Origin of the sequence: Sphingomonas sp. MS122, assembly GCF_049532975.1 — a bacterium.
In the GTDB taxonomy this organism is placed as follows: domain Bacteria; phylum Pseudomonadota; class Alphaproteobacteria; order Sphingomonadales; family Sphingomonadaceae; genus Sphingomonas.
Genome location: NZ_CP186695.1, coordinates 454,880 through 479,949 on the forward strand (window position 1 = coordinate 454,880; position 25,070 = coordinate 479,949).

The 25,070-nt window shown below is 68.3% G+C and carries 29 protein-coding genes and 1 tRNA gene; 15 read left to right on the forward strand and 15 right to left on the reverse strand.

Annotated features, from left to right (window positions below; genetic code table 11):
* The first annotated feature begins 8 nt into the window (after positions 1-8).
* Together ACO227_RS02125 and dcd are read left to right on the forward strand one after the other, a co-directional pair.
* Complete coding sequence (locus tag ACO227_RS02125) at positions 9-356, forward strand: VOC family protein (RefSeq protein ID WP_423604896.1); 348 nt, start codon at positions 9-11, stop codon at positions 354-356.
* 14 nt (positions 357-370) lie between these two features.
* On the forward strand, positions 371-925 hold the full coding sequence (gene dcd / locus ACO227_RS02130) for a dCTP deaminase (protein WP_423604897.1): 555 nt from the start codon (positions 371-373) through the stop codon (positions 923-925).
* A gap of 36 nt (positions 926-961) precedes the next feature.
* Here dcd and ACO227_RS02135 read toward each other — a convergent pair whose 3' ends face one another.
* The 5 genes from ACO227_RS02135 to ACO227_RS02155 form a co-directional block, all read right to left on the reverse strand.
* Positions 962-1,324, reverse strand: coding sequence for a tetratricopeptide repeat protein (locus tag ACO227_RS02135; RefSeq protein ID WP_423604898.1), 363 nt, complete (start codon positions 1,322-1,324; stop codon positions 962-964).
* A gap of 204 nt (positions 1,325-1,528) precedes the next feature.
* Positions 1,529-1,957 carry an ExbD/TolR family protein gene (locus ACO227_RS02140; protein WP_423604900.1) on the reverse strand — a complete coding sequence of 143 codons (429 nt, stop codon included), beginning with the start codon at positions 1,955-1,957 and terminating at the stop codon, positions 1,529-1,531.
* 24 nt (positions 1,958-1,981) lie between these two features.
* Positions 1,982-2,461, reverse strand: coding sequence for an ExbD/TolR family protein (locus ACO227_RS02145; RefSeq protein WP_423604902.1), 480 nt, complete (start codon positions 2,459-2,461; stop codon positions 1,982-1,984).
* Positions 2,462-2,562: 101 nt separating this feature from the next.
* Entirely contained in the window at positions 2,563-3,348 is a 786-nt protein-coding gene (locus tag ACO227_RS02150; protein WP_423604903.1) for a MotA/TolQ/ExbB proton channel family protein, read from the reverse strand.
* A gap of 63 nt (positions 3,349-3,411) precedes the next feature.
* Positions 3,412-4,089: a TonB family protein gene (locus tag ACO227_RS02155; protein ID WP_423604904.1), complete on the reverse strand. Its 678-nt coding sequence runs from the start codon at positions 4,087-4,089 to the stop codon at positions 3,412-3,414.
* Between the two features lie 309 nt (positions 4,090-4,398).
* Here ACO227_RS02155 and ACO227_RS02160 point away from each other — a divergent pair, with 309 nt between their 5' ends.
* Positions 4,399-5,154, forward strand: coding sequence for a hypothetical protein (locus ACO227_RS02160; protein ID WP_423604906.1), 756 nt, complete (start codon positions 4,399-4,401; stop codon positions 5,152-5,154).
* A 35-nt stretch (positions 5,155-5,189) separates the two neighbouring features.
* Positions 5,190-5,588 (forward strand): YbaY family lipoprotein, encoded by a 399-nt coding sequence (locus ACO227_RS02165; RefSeq protein WP_423604908.1) that lies wholly within the window; start codon positions 5,190-5,192, stop codon positions 5,586-5,588.
* Positions 5,589-5,619: 31 nt separating this feature from the next.
* On the opposite strand, the gene ACO227_RS02170 is transcribed toward ACO227_RS02165, so the two are convergent.
* Both ACO227_RS02170 and ACO227_RS02175 read right to left on the reverse strand, forming a co-directional pair.
* Entirely contained in the window at positions 5,620-5,991 is a 372-nt protein-coding gene (locus ACO227_RS02170) for a dihydroneopterin aldolase (RefSeq protein ID WP_423604910.1), read from the reverse strand.
* 70 nt (positions 5,992-6,061) lie between these two features.
* Positions 6,062-6,694 carry a glutathione S-transferase family protein gene (locus ACO227_RS02175; protein WP_423604912.1) on the reverse strand — a complete coding sequence of 211 codons (633 nt, stop codon included), beginning with the start codon at positions 6,692-6,694 and terminating at the stop codon, positions 6,062-6,064.
* Positions 6,695-6,793: 99 nt separating this feature from the next.
* Between ACO227_RS02175 and ACO227_RS02180 the strand changes: the two genes are divergently transcribed.
* Genes ACO227_RS02180 through ACO227_RS02195 form a run of 4 tightly spaced genes read left to right on the forward strand, consistent with a single transcriptional unit; the run spans position 6,794 to position 9,719 of the window.
* A complete protein-coding gene (locus ACO227_RS02180) occupies positions 6,794-7,327 on the forward strand; it encodes a GNAT family N-acetyltransferase (RefSeq protein ID WP_423604914.1) in 534 nt (177 codons plus the stop codon).
* Positions 7,328-7,339: 12 nt separating this feature from the next.
* Positions 7,340-7,903 (forward strand): DUF1285 domain-containing protein, encoded by a 564-nt coding sequence (locus tag ACO227_RS02185; RefSeq protein ID WP_423604916.1) that lies wholly within the window; start codon positions 7,340-7,342, stop codon positions 7,901-7,903.
* Positions 7,900-8,517, forward strand: coding sequence for a CoA pyrophosphatase (locus ACO227_RS02190; protein WP_423604918.1), 618 nt, complete (start codon positions 7,900-7,902; stop codon positions 8,515-8,517). Before ACO227_RS02185 ends, ACO227_RS02190 begins: the two co-directional genes overlap by 4 nt.
* Entirely contained in the window at positions 8,517-9,719 is a 1,203-nt protein-coding gene (locus ACO227_RS02195; RefSeq protein WP_423607435.1) for a CCA tRNA nucleotidyltransferase, read from the forward strand. The genes ACO227_RS02190 and ACO227_RS02195 overlap by 1 nt, the downstream gene beginning before the upstream one ends.
* Here ACO227_RS02195 and ACO227_RS02200 read toward each other — a convergent pair.
* The 3 genes from ACO227_RS02200 to ACO227_RS02210 form a co-directional block, all read right to left on the reverse strand.
* Positions 9,665-11,398, reverse strand: a complete 1,734-nt coding sequence (locus ACO227_RS02200) for a putative bifunctional diguanylate cyclase/phosphodiesterase (protein WP_423604920.1) — start codon at positions 11,396-11,398, stop codon at positions 9,665-9,667. The genes ACO227_RS02195 and ACO227_RS02200 overlap by 55 nt on opposite strands.
* Before the next feature lie 70 nt (positions 11,399-11,468).
* Positions 11,469-13,715: a DNA topoisomerase IV subunit A gene (parC, locus tag ACO227_RS02205; RefSeq protein ID WP_423604922.1), complete on the reverse strand. Its 2,247-nt coding sequence runs from the start codon at positions 13,713-13,715 to the stop codon at positions 11,469-11,471.
* 42 nt (positions 13,716-13,757) lie between these two features.
* Positions 13,758-14,681 (reverse strand): LysR substrate-binding domain-containing protein, encoded by a 924-nt coding sequence (locus ACO227_RS02210; RefSeq protein WP_423604924.1) that lies wholly within the window; start codon positions 14,679-14,681, stop codon positions 13,758-13,760.
* 112 nt (positions 14,682-14,793) lie between these two features.
* Here ACO227_RS02210 and ACO227_RS02215 point away from each other — a divergent pair, with 112 nt between their 5' ends.
* From ACO227_RS02215 to purC, 3 genes are all read left to right on the forward strand, one after another.
* Positions 14,794-14,973, forward strand: coding sequence for a hypothetical protein (locus ACO227_RS02215; protein WP_423604926.1), 180 nt, complete (start codon positions 14,794-14,796; stop codon positions 14,971-14,973).
* A 169-nt stretch (positions 14,974-15,142) separates the two neighbouring features.
* A complete protein-coding gene (locus ACO227_RS02220; protein ID WP_423604928.1) occupies positions 15,143-16,066 on the forward strand; it encodes a hypothetical protein in 924 nt (307 codons plus the stop codon).
* A 102-nt stretch (positions 16,067-16,168) separates the two neighbouring features.
* The gene (gene purC, locus ACO227_RS02225) at positions 16,169-16,948 is read left to right on the forward strand and encodes a phosphoribosylaminoimidazolesuccinocarboxamide synthase (RefSeq protein ID WP_423604930.1); all 780 of its coding nucleotides are present in this window, start codon (positions 16,169-16,171) and stop codon (positions 16,946-16,948) included.
* A gap of 65 nt (positions 16,949-17,013) precedes the next feature.
* Here the strand turns inward: purC and ACO227_RS02230 are convergent, their stop codons facing one another.
* The gene (locus tag ACO227_RS02230; RefSeq protein WP_423604931.1) at positions 17,014-17,163 is read right to left on the reverse strand and encodes a hypothetical protein; all 150 of its coding nucleotides are present in this window, start codon (positions 17,161-17,163) and stop codon (positions 17,014-17,016) included.
* Positions 17,164-17,428: 265 nt separating this feature from the next.
* Between ACO227_RS02230 and purS the strand changes: the two genes are divergently transcribed.
* Both purS and purQ read left to right on the forward strand, forming a co-directional pair.
* Positions 17,429-17,659 (forward strand): phosphoribosylformylglycinamidine synthase subunit PurS, encoded by a 231-nt coding sequence (gene purS, locus ACO227_RS02235; protein ID WP_423604933.1) that lies wholly within the window; start codon positions 17,429-17,431, stop codon positions 17,657-17,659.
* Complete coding sequence (gene purQ / locus ACO227_RS02240) at positions 17,656-18,321, forward strand: phosphoribosylformylglycinamidine synthase subunit PurQ (protein WP_423604935.1); 666 nt, start codon at positions 17,656-17,658, stop codon at positions 18,319-18,321. The genes purS and purQ overlap by 4 nt, the downstream gene beginning before the upstream one ends.
* Positions 18,322-18,552: 231 nt before the next feature.
* Here the strand turns inward: purQ and ACO227_RS02245 are convergent, their stop codons facing one another.
* Positions 18,553-18,885 carry a hypothetical protein gene (locus ACO227_RS02245; protein WP_423604936.1) on the reverse strand — a complete coding sequence of 111 codons (333 nt, stop codon included), beginning with the start codon at positions 18,883-18,885 and terminating at the stop codon, positions 18,553-18,555.
* Complete coding sequence (locus ACO227_RS02250) at positions 18,886-19,632, reverse strand: queuosine precursor transporter (RefSeq protein ID WP_423604938.1); 747 nt, start codon at positions 19,630-19,632, stop codon at positions 18,886-18,888.
* 79 nt (positions 19,633-19,711) lie between these two features.
* On the opposite strand from ACO227_RS02250, the gene ACO227_RS02255 reads away from it, so the two are divergent.
* Positions 19,712-19,788: transfer RNA gene (locus ACO227_RS02255), tRNA-Arg, on the forward strand.
* Between the two features lie 5 nt (positions 19,789-19,793).
* Here the strand turns inward: ACO227_RS02255 and ACO227_RS02260 are convergent.
* On the reverse strand, positions 19,794-21,185 hold the full coding sequence (locus tag ACO227_RS02260) for an alkaline phosphatase D family protein (protein ID WP_423604939.1): 1,392 nt from the start codon (positions 21,183-21,185) through the stop codon (positions 19,794-19,796).
* A gap of 52 nt (positions 21,186-21,237) precedes the next feature.
* On the reverse strand, positions 21,238-24,282 hold the full coding sequence (locus ACO227_RS02265) for a TonB-dependent receptor (protein WP_423604941.1): 3,045 nt from the start codon (positions 24,280-24,282) through the stop codon (positions 21,238-21,240).
* Between the two features lie 139 nt (positions 24,283-24,421).
* Between ACO227_RS02265 and ACO227_RS02270 the strand changes: the two genes are divergently transcribed.
* Positions 24,422-24,952 (forward strand): dihydrofolate reductase family protein, encoded by a 531-nt coding sequence (locus tag ACO227_RS02270; RefSeq protein WP_423604943.1) that lies wholly within the window; start codon positions 24,422-24,424, stop codon positions 24,950-24,952.
* Positions 24,953-25,070 lie beyond the last annotated feature (118 nt).

Below are 25,070 nucleotides of genomic sequence, written 5' to 3' on the forward strand. Positions count from 1 at the left end.
CCAGCTCGATGATCCGAACCTTCGTGCCCGGAGGCAAGGATTTCGCAGCGTCGAAGGGCTTTTATGCCGCGCTCGGCTTCGAGCAGATTTTCGATGCCGGCGACGTGGTGGGCTTTCGCCACGGCGCACATGAGTTCCTGCTCCAGGACTTCTGGAACGAGGACTATGCCAACAACTTCATGATGCAGCTGATCGTCGAGGATCTCGACGCCTGGTGGCGGCATATCGAGTCGCTCGACCTGCCCGCGCGTTTCGGCGTGCGGCCGCCGCGCGCACCCGAGATGATGCCCTGGGGGCTGCGTGAAATCCATCTGATCGGGCCGGGCGGAGCGCTCTGGCATATCGTTCAGGCCTGACTACAGGAGCCATAATGAGCATTCTTTCCGACCGCTGGATTCGCGAGCAGGCGCTCGATCACGGCATGATCGAGCCGTTCGTCGAGGCGCAGCGGCGCGAGGGGTGCATCAGCTACGGCCTCTCCTCCTACGGCTATGACGCGCGCGTCGCCGACGAGTTCAAGATCTTCACCAACATCGACAGCGCGGTGGTCGATCCCAAGGATTTCTCGTCGAACAGCTTCGTCGACCGCCAGACCGACGTGTGCATCATCCCGCCCAACAGCTTCGCGCTGGCGCGGACGGTCGAATATTTCCGGGTGCCGCGCGACGTGCTGGTGATCTGCCTCGGCAAATCGACCTACGCGCGCTGCGGGATCATCGTCAACGTGACCCCGCTCGAGCCCGAATGGGAGGGGCATGTCACGCTGGAATTCTCCAACACCACCCCGCTGCCCGCGAAGATCTACGCGAACGAGGGCGCGTGCCAGTTCCTGTTTCTCAAGGGGAATGAGCCGTGCGAGACGAGCTATGCCGATCGCGCCGGCAAGTATATGGGGCAGCGCGGCGTCACCCTGCCCCGCCTGTGATCCGAACGGGCGGTGGATCCGCCCGTTCGCAGGCCCTCAGCGCGACGCCTGGCGCGAGCTCTCGAGCACGCGAAGCCCGCGGCTGGCGAGCAGGTGCGACCCCGCGACCTGGCCGTCGGCGACGTCCATCGCCACCGCATCGAGCTCAAGCACGCGATTGTAGATCGCGCGGGCTTCGGCATGGCGGCCGGTCTTGGTGTAAAGCGCCGCGAGATTGAGCAGCACCTCGGGCTTGGCCGGGAAGATCTTCTGCTCGGCGAGCAGCTTGCGCTCCGCCAGTTCATAGTCGCCATTCTGGATCGCGACCTTGGCGTAGGGATCCTCGCGGACCTGCGCCTGCGCCGCCGGCATGAGCGCCAGCGGCGCTGCGAGAACAATTGAGGCAAGAGCAATACGCACGACATCTTCTCCTGTTTGTTACAATTCAATGACACAAACGTGTCACTTGTGTTGCAAACAGGCAAGTGCGTTTGTTGCACTTTTATGACGTTTCCGCCGGACTGTGGATTCCGGCGCGCGCACCGGCGCAACAATCCGTAACGCGAGCAAAAAGAAGGGGCGGCCGAAGCCGCCCCTCATGCAGTTCGATCGGGAAACCCGCGATCAGAAGTCGTTGCGATACTGCTCGTTGCCGACGAAGCCGAGCTTCGTGACCGCCGACCGCTTGATGATCGCGAGCACCTCGTCGACCACCTCGTACTTCGCCTGCGGATCGGGCTGGAAGTGCAGCTCCGGCTCCGGCTGGATCTGGACGCTCTGGTCGAGATACTGGCGCAGCGTGACCTTGTCGATCTGGCTGCCGTTCCAGAACAGGTTGCCCTGCGGATCGATGGTGATCTTGTTCTTCTGCGGCTCCACCGGCGGCGGCGTGTTCTGCCCGGTATTCTGGGGCAGGTCGACCTTCACCGCATGGGTCTGCGCAGGGATGGTGACGATCAGCATGATGAGGAGCACGAGCATGACGTCGATCAACGGCGTCGTGTTCATCTCCATCATCGGCTCGCCGTCGTCTTTGCCGGCGCTCATTGCCATGGATTTATCTCCTGAACTCTAGTCTTACTCGGCCGGAGCGCCCGGCGTCGGCTGCGAAACGAAGCCGACCTTGACGAACCCGGCATTCTGCATCGTGTAGATCACGCCACCGATGCAGCGATACGGCGTGTTCACGTCGCCGCGGATATGCACTTCGGGGATATCCTCCGGCGTCACATTGTCGCCGAGCCGGTCGACCACCGCCTTGAGCTTGTCGCTGCCCTTCTTGAGCAGGTCGCCGCTGGTGATCGGCGACATGTTCCAGAAGACCTGGCACTGGCTGCCGTCGGCATTGCCGCGCACCGCGAGCACGACGTTCTCCGGCTTGGTCTCGTTCGGCTCGAACTGCACCTTGGGCAGGGTCAGCTCGACCGACTGGATCGCCACCGGGATCGCGATCAGGAAGATGATAAGGAGCACCAGCATGACGTCCACGAGGGGCGTCGTGTTGATGTCCGACATCGGTTTTTCTTCGGCGGAGTCTCCGCCTACACTCATCGCCATTGGCGCAATCCTATCTTTCGCATCCTGTCTCCGGACCATGAAGGCCCGGAAGGCGGCCGCGCGGCGCGGCGATCCCGCGCCGCGCGGCCGTCAGTCGAACGTCAGGCCTTGGCAGTGGTGGTCGCGACCGGGGGCGCCTTGGGCGCGGCGGCCGGGGCCTTGCCCTTCGCCGTCGGGCGAACGCGGCCGTCCGAAGCGAGATAGCCGAGCACGTCGTTCGCGAAGCCGCTCATCTGCTCCGCGATCGCCTTGTTGCGGCGCTGCAGCCAGTTGTAGGCGAGCACGGCCGGAACCGCGACGACCAGGCCGAGCGCGGTCATGATCAGCGCCTCGCCGACCGGGCCGGCGACGGTGCCGATCGACGCGTCGCCCTGCGCACCGATCTTGATCAGCGCGCGGAAGATGCCGACGACGGTGCCGAACAGGCCGATGAACGGCGCGGTCGAACCCACGGTGGCGAGGAACGCCAGGCCGCCGTTGAGCTGCGAGTTGATCGAATCCTCCGAACGCTTGAGCGAGCCGTGCAGCCAGTCATGCGCCTCGATCGGATCGGTCAGCTCCTTGTACTGGTCCTGCGCCTGCAGCGCGTCGTCGACCAGCTGGCGATAGGCCGAGTCCTTCTCGAGCTTCGCCGCGCCCTCGCGCAGGCTGGCGTTGTTCCAGAAGGTCGCGCGGACGCGCTTGTACTGGTTGAGGATCTTCTGCTGTTCGAACACCTTGGTGAACAGGATGTAGAGCGAGAAGAACAGCATGACCGTCAGGATGGTGGCGGTGCCCCAGGCGATCACGCCGCCTTCGTTCATGGCGTGCAGGATGTCGAAGTTGGTGGGCGGCGGGGCTCCGGCGGGGGCTGCAGCGGCTCCGGCGGTGAGGATGGTCGTCAGCATGTTCAGTTCTTTCCCTTGCAAGAATGTTGGTCAGCGGCGCGGCCGACCGGATTCAGGTTCAGCTTACTCTTGGATCTGCCACCGGAAGCGGAGCGACTTGCGCCCGCCATGGATGGGGTTGCCCGCGGCGTCGAGCGCCGGCGAATAGCGCCCGCGGCGTTCCACCAGGCGGCACGTCGCCTGATCGAGTGCGGACGATCCCGACGAGGAGCTGACCGAGCAGTTCTGGATGCGCCCCTGGGCGTTCACCTCGAACGAGATGCCGACCGACCCCTGCTCGCCGGCGCGCAGCGCGGACGGCGGATAGTCGTCGTTGGTCACCCATGATCCGGGGTTGCCCTTGGCGGCGGCGGCCTTGCTGATCGCAGGCGGAGGCGGCGGGGGCGGCGGCGCGGGCGGTGCCGGCGGCGCGGGCGGCGTCGGCGGCTGGCTCGGCGGGATGACGTTGCTCAGGTTGATGTTGGGCGCGGGCGCCGGAACCTGAACGATCGGCTTCTGCACAACGACCGTGGTCGGCGGCGGGGGAACCGGGCTGTCGGGGGGAGGAGGCGGCGGAGGCACTTCCTCGGGCGGGGGCGGCGGTTCTTCGATGTCGAAGGTCGACATCTCTTCCGCCTTCTTCTTGATATATTGGTAAGCGAGGCCGGTTACGAACACGTAACCCAATGCCGCCAGGATAATCGCCACGATCACGCTCGCGACGATACGGCTGCCTCCTACATCACGATCTGCGTAGGCCATTCAGCAACATAACTCCTTCATTCGGCCGCGCCGTTGCCCGGCACCGTGGCATCTTTATCCGGCGTGGCTCGACCGTGCGGTCGTGAACGACCACCGGCAGAGGCGCGAGTCCTATCGCGGCGATTTGCGTGACGCAAACGCTTTGTCGGACGCAATAAACGTATAATCCGCAGGTGGCAGAAATATTTCTGTATGGCTGGCGCGCGTTCGCCTAGACTCGCGGCCATGCTCCGGACCTGCCTGTTCTCGCTTTCCGCCGCAATTGCCGCAACTTCGCCGCAATTGTTAACGCCCGCTACGGCCCAGGCCGTGGCTCAGTCCGCCACCCCCCTGCCCGGCTATGCCGAGGTCGCCGATCTGGTGCTGGTCTCGCCGATCCTGCTCGATGCGCAGGTCCGCAGCGCGGTGCGAATCAAGGGCGCGGAGGCCGCGAACGTCGCCCAGGGCCGAATCCGATTCTATGTCGAGGCCGACGTCCTCGCCCTGATTCGCGCGCCCGGGGCGATGCCGACCCGCATCGGCTATGTCGTCGACGTACCGGTCGACGCGCGCGGCCGGCCGCCCAAGCTCAAGAAGCGGCGCGTGCTGCTGTTCGCGCGTCCCGTTTCGGGCCAGGCGACGATGATCCAGCTCGCCACGCTCGATGCCCAGCGCGACTGGTCGGCCGAACTCGACGCCCTCGTCCGGCGCATCGGCGGCGAGGTCGTCGCCCCCGGCGCGCCGCCCGCGGTCACCGGGCTCGGCAACGCCTTCCACGTCCCGGGTACGCTCCCCGGCGAGGGCGAGACCCAGATCTTCGTCCAGACCGCCACCGGCGCGCCGATCTCGCTGTCGATCCTGCGCCGCCCGGGCGAGCAGCGCCGCTGGGCGGTCGCGCTCGGCGAGATCGTCGACGATGCCGCCGCCGCGCCGCAGCGCGACACCTTGCTGTGGTACCGCCTCGCCTGCGGGCTCCCTCGTGCCCTGCCGCGCGCGAGCATCGAGAGCGAGGATCCCGCCAATGCCGCGATCGCGCGCGAGGATTACCAGTTCGTGCTGGCGCAGCTCGGCCCCTGCCGGGGGTAGGCTGCGCCGGACCGGGTATAAAAGGAGACCGCCGGATGCGCTTGCTGCCACTCGTTCCAACGCTCGCCGGCCTCGCCGCCTGCGCCGCCGTGCCCGAGCCCGGCGCGGCGACGCTGACCGGCACGGTCACCTATCGCGAGCGCGTCGCGCTGCCGCCCGATTCGCGCGTGATCGTGACGATCAGCGACGTCAGCCTCGCCGACGCGCCCGCGGCCACGATCGCGCAGAACCAGATCGTCACGGCGGGCCAGCAGGTGCCGATCTCCTTCGCGCTGAGCTACGATCGTACGCGGATCGAGCCGGGGCGCAGCTATGCCGTCTCGGCGCGCATCCTCGACGGGCGCGGCCGGCTCGCCTGGATCAGCGACACGCGCAACCCGCTGCCGCCGCCCGGGCAGAGCATCGAACTGTGGCTGGTGCAGGCCCGGCGCTAGGATTCTCAGGATGCGCCGGTGCCGCTGAACGTCAGCGCCGATGCCGGACCAGCGTGATCCCGATCCGCTCGTCCGCCTCGGCGATGGCGAGCTTGACGATCTCGACCTGCACACGCCGCACCCGTTCGTCGGCGAGGAACAGCGTCTCGGCGATATGGTCCGCCACGCCCTCGATCAACGTGAAATGGACCCCCGCCGGCAGCGCGGTCGACGCCGCGTGCTTGAGGTCGAGATAGCTCTTGGACGCGCTCAGTGGCGTGTCGGGCGCGAAATGCGCGGGCGGCACGAGATCGACGGTGATCGAGATGCGCAGCGGCTGCGGCAGGTGCGTCTCCTCGGAATAGACGCCGGTGAGGACCTGGACCTCGAAATCGCGAACCTGGAGCTGGAGAAGATCGTGCAACGGATGGGCCCTGCGGGATTGATCGGGCGCCCATAGCAGAACGCGCAGCGGCGGAAAGCCTCTCCCTTCCCTACGCGCCCGCGCTGGGCCGCGCCGAGGCCGCTTCATGCCAGCGGCGCAGATGCGTCAGCTGCGCGGACGGCGTCAGCTTCGCCGCGCGCGCGAAATCGATCGTCACCAGCGCGGTGATGTCGGCGAAGCTGTAGCCGTCGCTTGCGATCCATTCGCGGTCGGCCAGCCGCGCGTCGAGCGCCTCGACAAAGCCTTCCCACATCAGCGTCCCGCGCGCGGCGAGCTCGGGGATCTGGGCGGCGGGAAGCCCCGCGCCGGGGATCGCCCGGTCCTTGAACGCAGGCACGGTGTTGCGCAGCACATAGACCGCTGCGGCATAGCCGTCGCCCTCGATCCGCCGGGTCCAGCTCTCGATCCGCCCGATCTCGAGCGGAGTCGTGCCGAACAGCGGCGGCGCTGGATGCAGCGCCTCGAAATAGCGGCAGATCGCCGCCGATTCGCACAGCACCTCGCCATCGTCGAGCTCGAGCGCGGGGACCGCGCCGCGCGGGTTGATGCGCAGATAGGCGTCGCCGAGATGCTCGCCGCTGCGCAGGTCGATCGCCTCGCACGGCACCTCCAGGCCCTTCTCCGCCAGGAAGATGCGCACGCGGCGCGGGCTCGGCGCCCAGGGCGCGTCGTAGAGCTTCATCGCGGGCCTCCTTTCGGAATCGCTTTGAGTCCGTCGCCAATGGCGGCTAAAGGCGCGCGCCCCCGGCGTCCACCCCCGGGCGTGCTGGAGATTTGCCGCGTGTTCGATCTGGTGCCGCTCGCCGATGCGCCCGCCGATGCGGTCGAAGCGCTGCTCGACGCGGCGTTCGGCGCGGACCGGCACATGCGCACCGCCTATCGCGTGCGCGCGGGGACGGCGCCGATCCCCGAGATGAGCTTCGCCGCGCTCGAGCACGGCGCGCTGGTCGGCAGCATCCAGTGCTGGCCCGTCGCGCTCGCCTGCGATGCCGGCGGCGAGGTTCCCATGATCATGGTCGGCCCCGTCGCGGTCTCGCCCGATCGGCAGAATGTCGGGATCGGCCGCGCGCTGATGTGGCAGGCGATTCGCGTGGCGGAGGCCGGCGGCGTCGCGGGCGGCGACGCGCTGATGCTGGTCGGCGACCCCGAATATTACGCCCAGTTCGGCTTCGACGCGGCCGCCACCGGGCAATGGCGCCTGCCCGGTCCGTTCGAAGCGCGGCGCCTGCTCGCGCGGGGCGGCGCGGCGCCGGATCGTGCCGGGATGGTCGGCCGGCGGGCACGGGTCTTTACCGGGGCGATCAAAAGCGCCTAACGGCATCGGACGATGCCGATGACGCCGCAGCCCGATCTCGCCAGCCTCTCGCTCGCCGAGATCGCGCGGCTGGCCGAGGCGCAGAAGCTGCCCCCGGTGGCGAGCTGGAACCCCGAACATTGCGGGTACAGCGACATGCGCATCGCGCGCGACGGCACCTGGTATCACCAGGGCTCGCCGATCGGCCGCCCGGCGATGGTGCGGCTGTTCTCGACCATCCTGCGCCGCGAGCCCGATGGCGGCTACGTGCTGGTCACTCCCGTCGAGAAGCTCGACATCGATGTCGAGGACGCGCCCTTCGTCGCGGTCGAGATGAAGGTCGAGGGCGACGGCGCCGCGGCGGAGATCGCCTTCCGGCTCAACACCGGCGATCTCGTCCCCGCCGGCCCCGATCATCCGATCCGCTTCGAGGCGCGCGAGGACGGCCCGCACCCCTATCTTCACGTCCGCGCCGGGCTCGAGGCGCTGATCGCGCGGCCGGTCTATTACGAGCTCGCCACGCTCGCGCTCGGCAATGGCTCGGAACCGCCGGGCATCTGGAGCCGCGGCGCCTTCTTCCCGGTCGAGCCGGCGTGACGCCTGCCGCCCACACCCTGGCCGAACGCCTGCGCGCCGCGCTCGCGGCCGAGCATGACGAGGCGCCGGTGCTGCTTGCCGGCGACTTGCGCGACGACCCCGCCCAGGCCGACGGCGTGCCCACCCCCGCCGCCGTGCTCGTCGCCGTCACCGATCGCCCCGCGCCCGGGGTGATCCTGACCCAGCGCACCGATTCCCTCCGCCGCCATGCCGGCCAGATCGCCTTTCCCGGCGGCCGCATCGACGCCGCCGACGCCGACGCCACCGCCGCGGCGCTGCGCGAGGCGCGCGAGGAGATCGGGCTCGCCCCCGAAGCGGTCGAGCTGGTCGGCCTCGCCGATCGCTACCGCACCGTCACCGGATTCGAGGTCCAGCCCGTGGTCGGCGTGATCGCCCCCGGCCTGCGCTTCGTCCCGCAGCCCGAGGAGGTCGCCGCAGTGTTCGAGGTACCGCTCGATTTCGTGCTCGATCCCGCCAACCATGTCGAGACCAGCGTCGAATGGCAGGGCCGCGACCGGCATTATTTCGAGATCGCGTGGCAGGGCCACCGCATCTGGGGGGCGACCGCGGCGATGCTCGTCAACCTGTCGCGGCGCCTGAGATGGACGAGTTGATGGACCGCCTGATCCTGCCCGACGCCCCGTGGCGGCACCGCCCCGGCCTCGACCGCCTCGCCGCCGCGCTGGGGCCGGGCACCGCGCGCTATGTCGGCGGCGCGGTGCGCGACACGCTGCTCGGGATCGAGGTCACCGATGTCGACCTCGCCACGACCCATGCCCCCGAGCGCGTGGTCGAGCTGCTCCAGCGCGCGGGGATCAAGGTCGTCCCCACCGGCATCGCCCACGGGACCGTCACCGCGGTGAGCAGCGGCACCGTGGTCGAGGTGACCACCCTGCGCCGCGACGTCTCGACCGACGGCCGCCGCGCCACCGTCGCCTTCACCGACGACTGGCGCGAGGACGCGGCGCGGCGCGACTTCACGATCAACGCGCTCTATGCCGACCCGGCGGGCGGCGAGATCTTCGACTATTTCGGCGGGCTCGCCGATCTGGACGCGCGGCATATCCGCTTCATCGGCGATCCGCTGCAGCGCATCGCCGAGGACCATCTGCGCATCCTGCGCTTCTTCCGCTTCCTCGCCCGCTTCGGCGACACCCCCGACCCGGCCGCGCTCGACGCCTGCACCGCGCGCGCCAACGACCTCATGGCCCTGTCGCGCGAGCGCATCCGCGACGAGCTGCTCAAGCTGCTCGTCGCCGCCGATGCGGTGCGCGTGATGCGGCTGATGGTCGAGCGCGCGATCCTCAAGCCCGTGCTGCCCGAGATCGATCTTGCGGGGATCGAGCGCCTCGCCGCGCTCGCGGCGCACGAAGCCGAAGCCGGCCTGCCGGCCGAGGCCGTCCGCCGCCTCGCCGCCGTGCTGCCGTCCGACCCCGCGGTCAACGACGCGGCGGGCGCGCGGCTCAAGCTCTCCAACGCCGAGCGCCAAGCGCTGGCGAGCGCGATCCAGTCCGATCTGGCCGAGGGCCCGTTGCCGCTAGCTTATCGCCTCGGCCCCGGGCGCGCCGCCGACCGGCTGCTGCTGGCGGGGAACGCTGCGGGCGCGCGCGATGCGGCCGGCTGGGCGCCGCCGCGCCTCCCGCTCACCGGCGGCGCGCTGATCGAGCGCGGCCTGTCGAAGGGTCCCGACGTCGCCAGGGCGTTACGCCGGGTCGAGGACCGCTGGATCGCCGAGGGCTTCCCCGACGCGGCGCGCGTCGCTCAGCTCGCCGACGCGGTGGTCGCCGAATTGCTGTCGCGCGACAGCAGCGCATAGGCGTCGTCCGGCGCCAGCGGGCGCGCATAGAGATAGCCCTGGCCATAGGTGCAGCCGAGCGCGGCGAGCGTCTGGCCGAGCTCGTTGGTCTCGATGCCCTCCGCCGTGGTGCGCATCCCCAGCGCCTGCGCCAGGCTCAGGATCGCGCGCACGATCGCGATCTTGTCGCGGTCGGCGAGCATCCCCGTGACGAAGCTGCGGTCGATCTTGAGCACATCGATCGGCAGCTTCTGGAGATAGGCGAGGTTCGAATAGCCGGTGCCGAAATCGTCCATCGCCAGCGTCGTGCCGAGCGCCTTCAGCGCCTGCATCGTGCGCGCGATATGGTCGGGGTCGGTGACCAGCGCGCTCTCGGTCAGCTCGAGCGTGATGCGGCGCCCGTCGATCCCGTTCGCGGCCAGCGCGGCCTCGACCATCGGCGCGATCTGGTCGCGCTGCAGCTGGATCGCCGACAGGTTGACCGCGACGTTGACCCCGCAATCGCCCCCCGCCGCCGCATCCCATTGTGCGACGGTGCGCGCGGCCTCGTGCATCGCCCAGCGACCGAGCGGGACGATCAGCCCCGATTCCTCGGCGACCGGGATGAACTCGGTTGGCGGCACCGCCTCCCCGCTCTCGGTGATCCAGCGCGCGAGCGCTTCGAACGAGACGATGCGCCCGGTCGCGAGATCGCAGATCGGCTGGAAGTTGAGCGACAGCGCACCATTGTCGATCGCGCGCCGGAGCTCGGTCTCGATGCCGAATTGCTGGCGGGCGAGATCGAACGCCTGACTGTGGTAGATTTCGGTGCGCCCGCTCTTCTTCGCGCGCTTCATCGCGAACTGCGCGTGGCGGATCAGGTCCTCGGCCTCGTCGACCGTCTCGTCGCCGATGGCGATGCCGATCGAGCAGTCGACCCGGATTTCGAAGTCGGACAGCCGGAACGGCGTGGTCAGCGCGTTCTGGATGCGCTTGGCGACGTGGAGCGCGTCGCTCGCGCCCTCGTCCAGCGCGAGCTGGATCGCGAACTCGTCGCCGCCAGTGCGCGCCAGCACGTCATGCGCGCGCAGCGCCCCCTTCACGCGCCGCGCCACCGAAATCAGCAATTCGTCGCCCGAAAGGCCGCCCAAACAGGCATTCACGCGGCTGAACCGGTCGAGGTTGATGACCAGCACCGCAAACCCCTCCATCCCGCCCCGCGCGATCTCCTCTTCCAGCTGTTCGGCGAAACCCGAGCGGTTGGGCAGGCCGGTCAGGCTGTCGCTGAGCATCTCGCGCCGCAGGCTGCGCTCGGTGCGAAGCTCGGAAGTATGGTCGATCAGCGTCACCAGGCAACGGCCGCTCGCCTTCTCCGCGGGGCGCCGCGCGAACTTGACGCGGAAGCAGCGGGAGTCGACCGCGTCGCCCAGCTCCCAGCTCATCTCCTGCTCGGTCGCGTCGGATTCGACGAAGGCGACGATCTTGTCGCCGAGCAGGCGGATCAGCGGCGACTGGTCGGCGACGGTGCCGAGGCCGGCGATGCGGAAGGGGCGGTTGACCGCCTCGAACGCGAACCGCCCGTCCCGCCACTCGACCACCGCCGCGGGCACGGGGAGCATGTTGAGGACCTGCGCCGCGCTGCTCGGTCCAAGGCGGCGCGCGTCGTCGCCCTCGACCGGGATCGGGGCCTGAACGGTCTTGTCCTTGCTTCGGCGGGACATCAGCATCACGCCGCGGGGCTACCGCGATTTGGTTAAGAGCCGCTAAAGGCGGCGCGCAAAAACACCCGATTCAGAACCGGTTGTCGCGCGGAAAGCCCATCGGCGGCATCCGTCCCGCCGCCCCGCGCGCCGCGCGCCACGAGGCCAGATCTGTCTCGGTCCGCATCCGTCCCTGCTCGCCCCCCATCCGCCAGGACAGCCCGTCGGCGAAGCGGAAGGTGACCGCATCGCTGAGCCCGCCGTCTCGATAGCGCTGCAGCTGCACGCCCTGCCCGCGCGCCAGCTCGGCGAGCTCGCTGAGCGGGAACACCACCAGCTTGCGGTTGTCGCCGATCGCCGCGACATAATCGTCCTCGGGCTTGACCGGCTTGACCAGCTTGAGCACCGCGCCGGGCCGCGGCGTCACCACCTGCTTGCCCTTGCGCGTCTCGGCGATCACGTCCTCGGTCCTGACCAGGAAGCCGCGCCCGTCGCTCGCCGCGACCATCAGCTTCGCCGCCGCACTCGCCGGCAGCAGCCCGACGATCCCGGTCCCGCCGTCGAGGTCGATCATCAGCCGCACCGGCTCGCCGAACCCGCGTCCGCCCGGCAGCCGGTCGCCCGCCAGCGTGTAGAAGCGGCCATTCTCCGCCGCGAGCAGCAGCTTGTCGGTGGTCTGCGCGTGGAAGGCGAGGAACGGCCCGTCGCCTTCCTTGAACTTGAGCGTCTCGGCGCCGGCCAGCTCGACATGCCCCTTCATCGCGCGGATCCAGCCGCGCTGCGACAGGATCACCGTGATCGGCTCGCGCTCGATCATCGCCTCGAGCGGGATCTCGCGCGCCGGCGCCGCCTCGGCGACCAGCGTGCGGCGCGCGCCCAGCGCGGTCTCGGGGCCGTAGCGCTCGCGGATCTTGCCGAGGTCGCGCTTCATCCGCGTGCGCTGCCGCGCGTCGCTCGCCAGCAGCGCCTCGAGCTCGGCCTGCTCCTTGGCCAGCGCTTCGCGCTCCTTGCGCAGCTCCATCTCCTCGAGCTTGCGCAACGCGCGCAGCCGCATGTTGAGGATCGCCTCGGCCTGGCGGTCGGTCAGCTCGAACTCGGCCATCATCACCGGCTTGGGCTCGTCCTCGGTGCGGATGATCTGGATCATGCGGTCGAGGTTGAGGAAGGCGATGATATAGCCGTCGAGCAGCTCCATCCGGTCGGCGATCTTCTGCAGCCGGTGCGTGGAGCGCCGCTGCAGCACGATGAACTGGTGATCGACCCATGCGGAGAGCGCCTGGCGCAGGCTCATCACCCGCGGCGTGCGCGTGTGGTCGAGCACGTTGAGGTTGAGCGGCACCCGCGTCTCGAGGTCGGAGAGGCGGAACAGGCTCTCGATCAGCGTCTCGGGATCGACGGTGCGCGCGCGCGGCTCGAGCACGATGCGGATCTCGGCATCGGATTCGTCGCGCACGTCCGCCAGGATCGGCAGCTTCTTGTCGTTGATCAGCGCGGCGATCTGCTCGATCAGCTTGCCCTTCTGGATGCCATAGGGGATTTCGCTGACGACGATCTGCCACGTCCCGCGCCCCTGGTCCTCCAGCGCCCATTTGGCGCGCACGCGGAAGCTGCCGCGTCCGGTGGCATAGGCCTCGGCGATCGCCGCCGGGCTGTCGACGACGATGCCGCCGGTCGGGAAGTCCGGCCCCTTGACCAGTTCGAGCACCGCCGCGTCCTCGGCCCTGGGCTGGTCGATCAGCAGGATCGCCGCGTCGATCAGCTCGGCGGCGTTGTGCGGCGGGATGCTCGTCGCCATCCCCACCGCGATCCCGCTCGCGCCATTGGCGAGCAAATTGGGGAACAGCCCGGGGAACAGCTCGGGCTCGTTCTCCTCGCCGTTGTAGGTCGGCTTGAAGTCGACCGAATCCTCGTCGAGCCCGTCCATCAGGTCGATCGCGACCTGGGTCAGCCGCGCCTCGGTGTAGCGATAGGCGGCGGCGTTATCGCCGTCGATGTTGCCGAAATTGCCCTGCCCGTCGACCAGCGGGTAGCGCAGCGCGAAGGTCTGCGCGAGGCGCACCATCGCATCGTAGACCGACTGGTCGCCATGCGGATGGTATTTGCCGATCACGTCGCCGACCACGCGCGCGCATTTCTTGTAGCCCTGGCTCGGATCGAGCCGCAGCAGCCGCATCGCCCACAGCAGGCGCCGGTGCACCGGCTTGAGGCCGTCGCGCACGTCGGGCAGCGATCGCGCGGTGATCGTCGACATCGCATAGACGAGGTAACGCTCGCTCAGCGCGCTATCGAACGGGGCATCGACGATCTGGTCGAAAGGATCGGAAAGGTCGGTGGACATCCGCGGGCGATAGCAGGGCGATCGCAGCCTTGCGAGAGTCCCTTACGCCGGCGGCGGCACCAGCGCGCTGTAGGGATCGTCCCCCAGCGAGGCGCGCACCTCGGCCAGCAGCCAGTCGCGGAACGCGCGGATCTTGGGCGTGTGGCGCTTGCTCTCGGGATAGACCAGCCAGAAGCTGTTCCGGTAGTAGACGGTGTACGGCAGCACCTGCACCAGCTGCCCCGTGGCGAGCGCCGGCAGCCACATCGCCGGCGACAGCACCGCCAGGCCATGCCCGGCGATCGCCGCGCTGCCCATGTGCACCTGCGATTCGAAGCCGATCCCGGGCTGCGAAATCTCGACCTTGTCGTCGAGCACGGTGTCGAACCACAGCTGCCACCAGCGGTCGTCGGGCGACACGCGCGGCAGGTGCAGCAGGTCGGCGGGCGTGCGGATCGGCGGATGCCTGGCGAGGAAGGCGGGGCTCGCCAGCACCGTGAACGGCATCCGCATCAGGAAGTGGGAGACCATTCCCGGCCACGGGCCCGGTGCGCCGCGGATCGCGACGTCGGCGTCGCCGGCGGCAAGGTCCACCACCGCGTCCGACACCCGCACGCGCACCGCGAGGTCGGGCCGGGAGACCTGGAAGCCGCCCAGCCGCGCCGCCAGCCAGTTCGCCGCGAACGTGGTGGGGGCGGAGATGGTGATGACCGAATCATCCTCCGCCCGCGCCGCGGCAAAGGCTTCGGCGAGCCCGTCGAACGCCGCGCTCACCTGCGGCGCGATCCGCTCGCCCAGCGGCGTCAGCACGACCCCCCGCCCCTCCTTTCGGAACAACGGAATGCCGAGCCGCGCCTCGAGCAGCTTCACCTGGTTGCTGACCGCCGCCTGGGTCATCCCCAGCTCCTCGGCGGCGCGCGTGAAGTTGCCGCGGCGCGCCGCCGCCTCGAACACGCGGACGGCAGCGAGCGGGGGCAGGTTGCGCATGCGTATTCATAAGCACAGATGATGAATCGCGTCGATCCTTTTGTTGGTCCCGCGCAACGGTTTCTCCCATTTGGAGCGCACCGCAATCCGGCGGCTGAGATGGAGCAGGGCGATGCGCAACGAATTGGACGACCGCTACTGGGCGGAGAATCACCAGGTGTTGAGCGACGGGATCGATCGCGGTCTCCGGCGCCTCCGCGACGCCGCGGTCAAGGCCGCGCGACGCCTCACCGCCTGGTTCGCGCCCGACAAGAGCGAAGAGGCGCGCAAGCGCAACTATTGCATCGGCTGAGCGCGCCATCAGCCACGTCAACCACCTGATTTCTGGTACGATTCCACCAATATCAAATGTGGCCGAAAAGAGGCATTGCCGAACACCCTCTAATGTGATGTTCTATCAATGCACGACGAATCGTGCATCTTGAGCGACGAACGGACGTCCTTGGAGAGGAGTTGCACCCATGCGGTGGACATCAGGTTCGGCACTTCTGGTTCTGGCATCGACGATCGCGGCCTGCGGCCCGGCGCCCCAAGGCGAGCGCGAATCCGCATCCGAACAAAGCTACGCGCCAAGCGAGGTGCGGCCGCCCGCGGAGATGGCGGCGGATCGCGGCGGCGCGCCCACGAATGCCGCCGGGGCGCCGGCCGGGATCGCCGTCACCGCCTCGCCGGGCGTCGCGTTCAATTATCGATATGCCTTCAGCCTGCCCGCCGCGCGGGTCGCCGCCGCGCAGGAGGATCATGCCGCGGCGTGCGAGAAGCTCGGGATCGCGCGCTGCCGCATCACCGGCATGCGCTACCAGCTGCTCGGCGAGGACCGGGTAACGGCGATGCTCGCCTTCAAGCTCGACCCCACGCTCGCCCGCCAGTTCGGCAAGGAAGGAATCGCCGCGATCCAGAAGGCGGAGGGCACGCTGATCGATGCCGAGATCACCGGCACCGATGCCGGCGCCGAGATCAGCCGCCTTGCCGCCGAGCGCGCCCGCCTGACCGAGGAGCTCGCCCGCATCGACCGCGAGCTCGCGCGCACCAACCTGCCCGCCAGCGAGCGCGTCGAGCTGCAGACCCAGCGCGCCGGGATCACTCAGCGCCTCGAGGCGGGGCGCGCCGCGACCGGCGAGCAGCGCGAGTCGCTCGCCAATACGCCGATGACCTTCGACTATCGCTCGGGCCGCGCGGTGCGCGGGTTCGATGCGGGGGCGCCGCTCACCAGCTCGCTCGACCTGCTCGCCGCCTCGGCGCAGGCGACGCTCGCCTTCGTTCTCGGCGCGATCGCGGTGCTCGGCCCGCCGGCTCTGGTGGCGCTGATCGGCCTGCTCGTCTGGCGCCGCTTCCGCCAGCGCGCGCGCCGTCCCAAGCCGGCGGAAACCACGGCCAGCGATTGATTGCGCGCAGGGGCCGCTTCCGATATAGGCCCCGCGTTGAAGCCCCGGCGCTGCGCGACCTACGCGCCGCCGGGGCACCGTGTTTCTAAAGGACTCCCGCGCATGGCACGCCGCCGCCAGATCTACGAGGGCAAGGCTAAGATCCTCTACGAAGGCCCCGAGCCCGGCACGCTGATCCAGTATTTCAAGGACGATGCGACCGCGTTCAACGCCCAGAAGAAGGGCACGATCAGCGGCAAGGGCGTGCTCAACAACCGCATCAGCGAGCACATCTTCACCCTGCTCGGCGGGATCGGCATCCCCACGCACTTCATCCGCCGCCTCAACATGCGCGAGCAGCTGATCCGTCAGGTCGAGATCGTCCCGATCGAGGTCGTGGTGCGCAACGTCGTCGCCGGCTCGCTGTCGAAGAAGCTCGGGATCGAGGAAGGCACGCAGCTGCCCCGCACGATCATCGAATATTATTTCAAGGACGATGCGCTCGGCGATCCGATGGTCACCGACGAGCATATCCTGTGCTTCGGCTGGGCGACCCAGGACGAGCTGCACGACATGGCCGACATGGCGATCCGCGTGAACGACTTCATGTCGGGCCTGTTCGCCGGGATCGGCATCCGTCTGGTCGACTTCAAGCTCGAGTTCGGGCGGATCTGGGACAATGACTATGCCCGGATCATCCTGGCGGACGAGATCAGCCCCGACGGCTGCCGGCTGTGGGACATCGTCTCGGGCGAGAAGCTCGACAAGGACCGCTTCCGCCGCGATCTCGGCGGCGAGGTCGAGGCCTATCAGGAAGTCGCCCGCCGCCTCGGCCTGCTGCCCGAGGGCGCGGACTCGGCGGTGCTCGACCTCGAGACGCACCGCAAGCGCCGGGGAAAGTAGGGCGGCCGGCCGCAGCCTCTCGTCACCCCGGCCTCGGGCCGGGGTCCCGCTGTGACCGCTTCCCCCTACCCCCGCGCCTTCATCCCTGCGATGATCCCGAACACGAACGAGCAGATCAGCGCCATCGTCACCATGCCGCCGGGGTCGCTCCAGCCGAAATAGTCGCGGCCGAACGCCACCAGCACGACGAACATCACGATCGCCAGAAACGCCATTACACGCACTCCCCCGCGTCGGCGCCCCCATGGCCGCGACTCGGCGGAGCCGAGTGTCGCAGCGCACGGTAAATGACCGATGAAGCCTTGCGTTTCTGTTGGGGCGGCACCGGCCCTCTCCCCCACCCGGCCACCCAACGCAAGTGTATTCTATGGGTGGCCGGGTGGGGGAGTGGGCCGGTGCCGGTTCGGCGAAGCCGAACACCGGGCTTGAACCCGCGCCTCGCGCGGCCCATAGGGCGCGGCAAATCCCCGGAGGCAACATATGAAGCTGCGCATCGTCGTCACCCTCAAGAACGGCGTGCTCGACCCGCAGGGCAAGGCGATCGAGCATGCGCTGGGCTCGCTCGGTTTCTCGGGCGTGGGCGAGGTCCGCGTCGGCAAGCTGATCGAGCTCGACGTGGCCGACGGCACCAGCGACGCCGACATCGACGCGATGTGCCAGAAGCTGCTCGCCAACACCGTGATCGAGAACTACCGGATCGAAAAGCCATGAAGACCGCGGTCATCGTCTTTCCCGGCTCCAACTGCGACCGCGACCTCGCCGTCGCGCTGGAGAGCGTCACCGGCACCAGGCCGCACATGGTGTGGCACGGCGAGAGCGAGCTGCCCGACGGCCTCGGGCTGATCGCGCTGCCGGGCGGCTTCTCCTATGGCGACTATCTCCGCTGCGGCGCGATCGCGGCGCGCTCGCCGGTGGTGTGCGCGGTGGTCGAGGCGGCCGGGCGCGGCACGCCGGTGATCGGCGTGTGCAACGGCTTCCAGGTGCTGACCGAGACCGGGCTGCTGCCGGGCGCGCTGATGCGCAACGAGGGGCTCAACTTCGTGTGCCGCGACGTCGCGCTGACCGTCGACAACAGCCAGACGATCTTCACCAGCCGCTATGCCGCGGGCGAGACGCTGTCGGTCCCGGTGGCGCATCACGACGGCAATTACTTCGCCGACGCCGAGACGCTCGACCGGCTCGAGGGCGAGGGCCGCATCGTCTTCCGCTATGGCGAGGACGTCAACGGCTCGGCGCGCCAGATCGCGGGCATCGTCAACGCCGGGGGCAATGTGCTCGGCATGATGCCCCACCCCGAGCGCAAGATCGAGGCCGCGCATGGCGGCACCGACGGCCGCCGCCTGTTCGAAGGGCTGCTCGAAGCGGTCGCCTGAGCACGCCGCCCGGCAAGCCGGCTCGACCGTTTCCACCCCGCGACGCGGACTCGCGCTCGCGCGGACGGATGCGCCGGGCGTGGCGATGTTCCACCTTCCCACCGCAACGCGGACGCGCGTTTCGCGCGAAAGCCAACATCGTCACCGACTTGTTCCACTTTCCCCACCGTAAGCGGACACTGCCGCCGGCGCCCGCGACCCCTGGACTCCCGTGTAAAAATACCTATATGGTTATCTCGATGCGCGGGTCTGGAACAATTTGGTGGTGCGGGCGAGCAGCAGGATCGCGCTCGGCCAGACCATCGCGTTCCACACGTCCTGCCAGTTGGCCGCGGGCATCAAGGGATAACCGGAGGCGAGCGAATCCCGGATGTCCCACGCCTCGCCCGCGATCGCCGCGACGAGCACCAGCAGCCACGGCTTCCAGCTGCGCAGCGGCCAGCGCAGCAGCAGGCAGCTGCCGAGGAACAGCGCGAGCGCGATGTGGACGTGCAGCGCGTCCTTGGCGAGGCCGGTATGATCGACCAGCCATAGCTTGGCCGCCTGGAAGATGCTGTCGTTCATTCAGACCCGCGTGCGGAAAGGGGTGAAGTCGGTGCCCTCGTCATACACGTCCACGCCCTCGCGCCGCTTGAGGAAGCCGACCACGGCATAGGTGACGGGCGTGAGCAGCACTTCCCAGCTCACCTTGAGCACCCATTGGGTGACCAGCACCTTGAGCACAAGATCGTTGGTCCAGCCCTGCGCGCCCCAGAAGGCGAGCGGGTAGAAAATCAGGCTGTCCACCCCCTGCCCGGCGAAGGTCGAGCCGATCGTGCGCGACCACAGGTGCCTGCCCTTGGTCCACAGCTTCATCTTGGCGAGCACGAAGGAATTGACGAATTCCCCCGCCCAGAAGGCGATGACCGAGGCGAAGACGATGCGCGGCACCTGGCCGAAGATCGTCTCGTACGCCGCCTGGTTGGTCCAGTCGGGCGCGGGCGGCAGCGCGACCACCACCCAGGCCATGAACGCCATGAACAGGGTCGCGACGAACCCCGCCCAGATCACCCGCCGCGCGCGGGCATAGCCATAGACCTCGGTCAGCACGTCGCCGAGGACATAGGAGAGCGGGAAGAACAGGATCCCCGCGCCGAACGGCCACCACGTCTCCCAGAAGGGCAGCCAGACCTGCGCGACCTTGCCGGCGCCGAGCACGTTGGAGAGCAGCAGGATCGCGACGAACGCCGCCATCACATAGTCGTAATAGCGGAAATGCCCGCCCGCGACCTGGCCTGCATTGATCCGCACCGGTGCCGCTTCGCCGTCCATCGCCACTCCCCTGCTCGAGGCCGCGGACTATGATGCCGGTTCCCCGCCCGCGCAATCCGCGCTAACGCATCGCCAGCGCGCGCCCGTAGCTCAGCTGGATAGAGCACGAGCCTTCTAAGCTTGGGGCCGCAGGTTCGAATCCTGCCGGGCGCGCCAATCGCTCAGCCGCGTCCGAGCTTGCCGCGCCACGAGGAGACCCCGTTGACCAGCTCGTCCGCGCGCAGCGTCACCGGATCGTAGAGCTGCTTGCCGCGCGCATCGATCACGTTGAAGCTCAGCATCGGCGTGCCGCCGGTCAGGTCGAAGTCGAGGATCCCGGCATTGTTGATCCCCAGCAGGGGCGGGCGGATCATGCGGTCCGGGACCATGGCGGCGATGCGCGCCTCGATCCCGTCGGCCGATTCGGCGAGGGCCTGGGCGAGCGCCGAGCTCACCAGGTCGTAAAAGTCGTACCCCCCGCGCTCGGACCAGGGTGCGCAGGCGACATAGGGGAAGTGCGTGTCGCCCGACAGCAGCACCACGCCGCTGATCTTCTCGTCGCGGATGAAGTCGAACAGGCGCGTACGCTCGTGCTGATAGGCCGACCAGCTGTCGCCCCCGGGCCCCTTGAAGCGCGACCAGCCGCTCCCGCACGACAGCAGCTTGAACGGCGCGCGGCTGGCCAGCAGCCGCGCCTTGAGCCACTCGAACTGGCCCTTGCCCAGGAACTCCTTGTCCGGCGTGTCCGGGTCGGCGTCGGGCGCGCGATGATAGCGGTCGTCGAGGAAGATGAAGTCCACCCCGCCATAGGAATAGTCGAAGAACACGCCCGGCGTGTCGGGCAGGCCCGCCGAGGGATTGGCCCAGAATTGCCGGAAGATCGCCAGCGCCTCGCGCCGGATCGGGTTGGTGCGGTCGTAATTGTCGAGCCCGTAATCGTGATCGTCCCAGATCGCGAGCTGCGGCACGTTGCGCCCGACCGGCTGGAACGACGGCACGAAGCGCTGCCGCTGATACTCGCTGACCAGCGTCGCGGGGGTAATCGAATCGCCGTAGATGTTGTCGCCGAGCCAGAAGAACAGGTCCGGGCGATATTGCGCGACCGCGCGCCAGATCGGCTGCTCGGGGTCGTTCTGGACGCGCGCGCACGAGCCGAAGGCGACGCGGAAGCGCGCCGGCGCCGCGGGCGCGGTGCGGACCTGCGGCGGCAGGCGGTCGCGCAGATACTTGTCCTGCTTGCCGCTGGAGAGCACGCGATAGTGATAGACCGTGTCGGGCTGCAGCCCCTCGATGCGGATCACCAGCGTGTAATTGTCCTCCGCCCGCGCGCGTCGCGGCGGCGTGCGCTTCCACGGGCCGGCCACGGGATCGGTGGTGTATTCGACCACCGCGTCGAAATAGTCGCCGGAGAGCTGCATCCAGATCGGCACGCTGGTCTGCGTGACCGCGCCCACCATCGGCCCGAGCATGAGGCGCGGCGTGCCGTCGGGATTGGGCTCGGCCCAGGCGGGGAACTGCGTGGCGACGCCGGCGGCGGCGGCGCTGGCGAGGAAGCTGCGGCGAGAGTTTTTCATGGGCCTGCCCGAACGAATGCGGGAGGGCGACGCGGCACCCTCCCGCGTGGACCTAGAAGCGCTTCGAGACCGACAGGCGGAACTCCCGCCCGAAAATCTCGGAGCTGGAGATAAAGAACTTGTCGTGGTTGCGGTAGTTGACGTTCGCCGGCGCGGTCAGGTTCGAGCCGGTCAGCGAGATCTTGAGGTCGCCCGCGAAGGTGTAGCTGAGCTGCGCGTCGACCGTCTCGCGCGCGGCGCGGTAATTGTCGAGGTCGGGGTTCGCCCCGAACGCGCTGCCGGTCGCCGGGCCCTGATAGGAATAGGCGACGCGCCCGGCGAACCCGCCCCGCTCGTAATAGAGCTGCGCGTTGTAGATCCGGTCCGCCTGGTTGAAGAAGGGCACGCGGCCGTTCGGGCGGCCGGGGATGTCGATCTCCACCTCGGAGTCGATGAACGCGGCATTGGCATAGACGCCGAAGCCGTCGAACGGCGCGGGCAGCTCGACAAAGTCCTTCTGCACGCTGATCTCGATGCCCTTGATATGGCCCGGGTCGGCGTTGGCGACGGTTTCCTCGACATAGGAGTCGTAGGTCACGCCCTGGAATTCATGATCCCGGAACTCGTTGACGATGCTGTACACGGCATTGTCGATGCGCTTGTAGAAGCCGCCGATCGACACCGAGCCGGACTTGTTCGGGAAATAATAGTCGAGCGACGCGTCGAAGTTCAGGCCCTTGTAAGGCTGGAGGTCGGGATTGCCGATCTCGACCGAGGCATTGAGGTTCACGACGTCGTTGGCGGCATCGTAGGATTCGCTCACCACGACCGTCGAGATCGGCGCGATGTCGGTATAATCGGGCCGGCCGATATTGGTCGTCACCGATCCGCGCAGCAGCCAGTTCTTGCCGATGTCCCACCGCGCCACCAGCGCCGGCAGCACGTTGGTGTAGCTATGGCGGCGCGAGATATCGATGATGTCGCTGGTCTTGAACGGCACCTCGCCAAGGCGCGAGCGGCCCGCCGGGATGCCGGGGTTGGAGGTGACCGACGCGACGAACCCCTGCGCGAAGATGTCGGAATCGGTATGCTCGACGCGCGCGCCGGCGATCACGCTGAACGATGGCGTGACATGGAAATCGAGCATCGCATAGCCGGCATAGATGTTCTCATCGAGCCGGTAGTCATTCTCCATCGAATTGGCCGCCGCGCTCACCGCGTCGTAGGTGAAATATTCCGGATGCGCGGCGAAGAAGGCTTCGTAGCCGGCGCGGTTGGGTGCGATCAGGCTGAGGCCGGGGATCGGCTCGTACGGCTCGCCGCGGCCGTCCGCGAAGTTGAGGTAGAGGCCGTCGAACCCGGCCAGCGTCGTCACCGGGCCGGTGAACTGGTAGCGATAGTCGCTGTCGTCGACCGACTTGTCGCGCAGGATGAACTTGCCGCCGGCGCGCAGCTGCAGCTCGTGGCCGCCCAGCTCGCCGTCCCAGGTCACGTCGAGATTGCCGGTCCAGGTCTCCTCGATCACCGTCGAGGTGACGCCGCGCAGGCGGAAGACGCGGTTGAAGCCGGGATCGAGGAAGGTCAGGCCGTTGCCGAGCGCGGTGTTGAACCCGGTCGGCCTCGCGATGCCGCGCTCGTCGAACGCGAAGGTGATCGCCGGGCTCTCGCTCGGCAGCGCGCCGAGCGTGTCGGTGATCGATTCGAAATAGCGCTGATAGGGGTTGAGCTCCTTGGCGGTGGTGTAGTTGAGGTTGGCCTGGACGGTCCAGGCGCTGCCGAAGCGCTTCTCGCCGCCGAGGACGAGCTGGTGCACCGGCCGCTGCTGGACCTCGACGCGGTTCTCCATCTGCGCACGGTAGCCGGCATAGCCGAACTCGGTCAGGGAGGTCGGGTTGAGGATCGGTCGCCGCACCGCGGGCGCGGGGACCGCCCGGCCCTGGAGCCCGCGGATCGTGATCTGCGGGCGCGTGCGGTCGTCGTCATACTGGGTGAAATAATAGCGCAGCCATGCCCGCGTGGCCTCGTCCGGGCGGTATTCGACGTTCACCGAGCCGCCATAGCGATGCTTCTCGCCGATCGACTGGGCGAGCACCACGCTGGTCGGGAAATAATAGTCCGTCGGGAATCCCGCCGCGGTCTGAGGCGATGAGGTCGTATAGATCTGCGACGTATATTGCTTGAACCAATATTCGCCGCTCGCGAACACCGCGAGCGTGTCGTTGAAGAACTTGTGGGCGAAGGCGACATTGCCGGCGAAGATCCGGTTGTCCTTGCCGAGGTCGTTATAGCCGGCTTCGGCCGCGACGTTCAGATAGGTGTCCTTATAGTCGAAGCCGGTCGGGGTCACGATGTTGACCGTGCCGCCGATCGACTGGCCGTCCATGTACGGCAGCGTCACCTTGTTGATCTCGACCCGCGACAGCGCGCTCGAGCTCAGCACGTCGAGCGGCGCCGCGCGGCCCGACTCGCCATCGGTGTCCGACACCGCGATGGTCTGGCCGTTCATCGTGACATTGTTGAGGATCGGATCGGCGCCGCGGATCGAGACGTAGCGACCCTCGCCCTGATCGCGGATCAGATAGACCGACGGGAGCCGTCGCAGCGCTTCGGCGATGTTGGTGTCGGGCAGCTTGCCGACATCGTCCGCCGACAGGACGTTGACCAGATTGTCGGCCTTGCGCTCGACCTCGCGCGCCTCCGCCAGCCCCTCGCGAAAGCCGTTGACGACCACCTCCTCGGTGGGCGCTTCGGCTGGGGAGTCCGTCTGCGTCGTACCGGAGGTCTGCGCGCCCTGCACCAGGACGAGCGAGCCAGGCGCGGATTCGGTCACACGCAGACCCGTTCCGGAGACCAGCCGCCGCGCGGCTTCGGTGCGGGTATAGCGGCCGCGCAGCGCCGGACTCGTGCGCCGCGACACCACTTCGACCGGAAAGGCGATGCTGATGCCCGCCTGCCGCCCGAACTCGTTGAGCGCCGCGCCGAGATCCTGGGCGGGAATGTTGAGGCTGACCGTCTGCTGCTCGGCCGCCGCCGCCTGCTGCGCACGGGCCGGAGCGATGAACAGCGAGGCGGAGGTGAGCATGGTTGCGCCCAGAAGGGCGTGACGAAGCAGCGACATTTGCGGTTCCCCTGAAGACGCGGCCCGTCATGAATGCTGGACCGTTCGACAGGCCGGATGCGCCGGCGCGGGAAAACCACTAAAGCGACGTGAAATTTTTCGGGCAGCTAAGCATCGGGGCATGGGGAGAGGAGACGGCATGGCCAAGCTCGTGTTCGGAATGAACCAGTCGCTGGACGGCTATGTCGACCATATGGAGTTTGGACCAAGCCCCGCGCTGTTCCGCCACTTCGTCGAGGAAGCACGGGGACAGGCGGGCAGCGTGTACGGCCGCGTGATGTACGGGCTCATGCGCTACTGGGATGACGATCATGCCGAATGGGGCGCGGATGAACGGGCCTTTGCGGCGGCGTGGCGGCGCCAGCCGAAATGGGTCGTCTCGCGCTCGCTGAAGACGGTCGGTCCCAACGCCACGCTTGTGGGGGAGAATCTCGACGGCGCGATCCGCAAGCTGAAGGCCGAGCATCGCGGGGAGATCGAGGTTGCCGGCCCGAACCTGGCGCGAAGCCTCACCGAACTCGGGCTGATCGACGAGTATCGTATCTACCTGCACCCGGTCGTGCTCGGCCGCGGCGCGCCCTATTTCGCCGGACCCCGGCCGCCGCTGCGCCTCATCGCCCATGACCGCATCGGCGAGGATGTGCTCAGGCTGCGCTACGTTCCCGCCTGACCCCCGCGTTCGCCCCGGCGGATCGCCGCACGCTTGGGGCCACCCAACGCAAGCTTTATTGCCTATCCAAAAGATAGGAATAAGGTCGCCGCCATGGAGCCGTCATATGGAGACATGG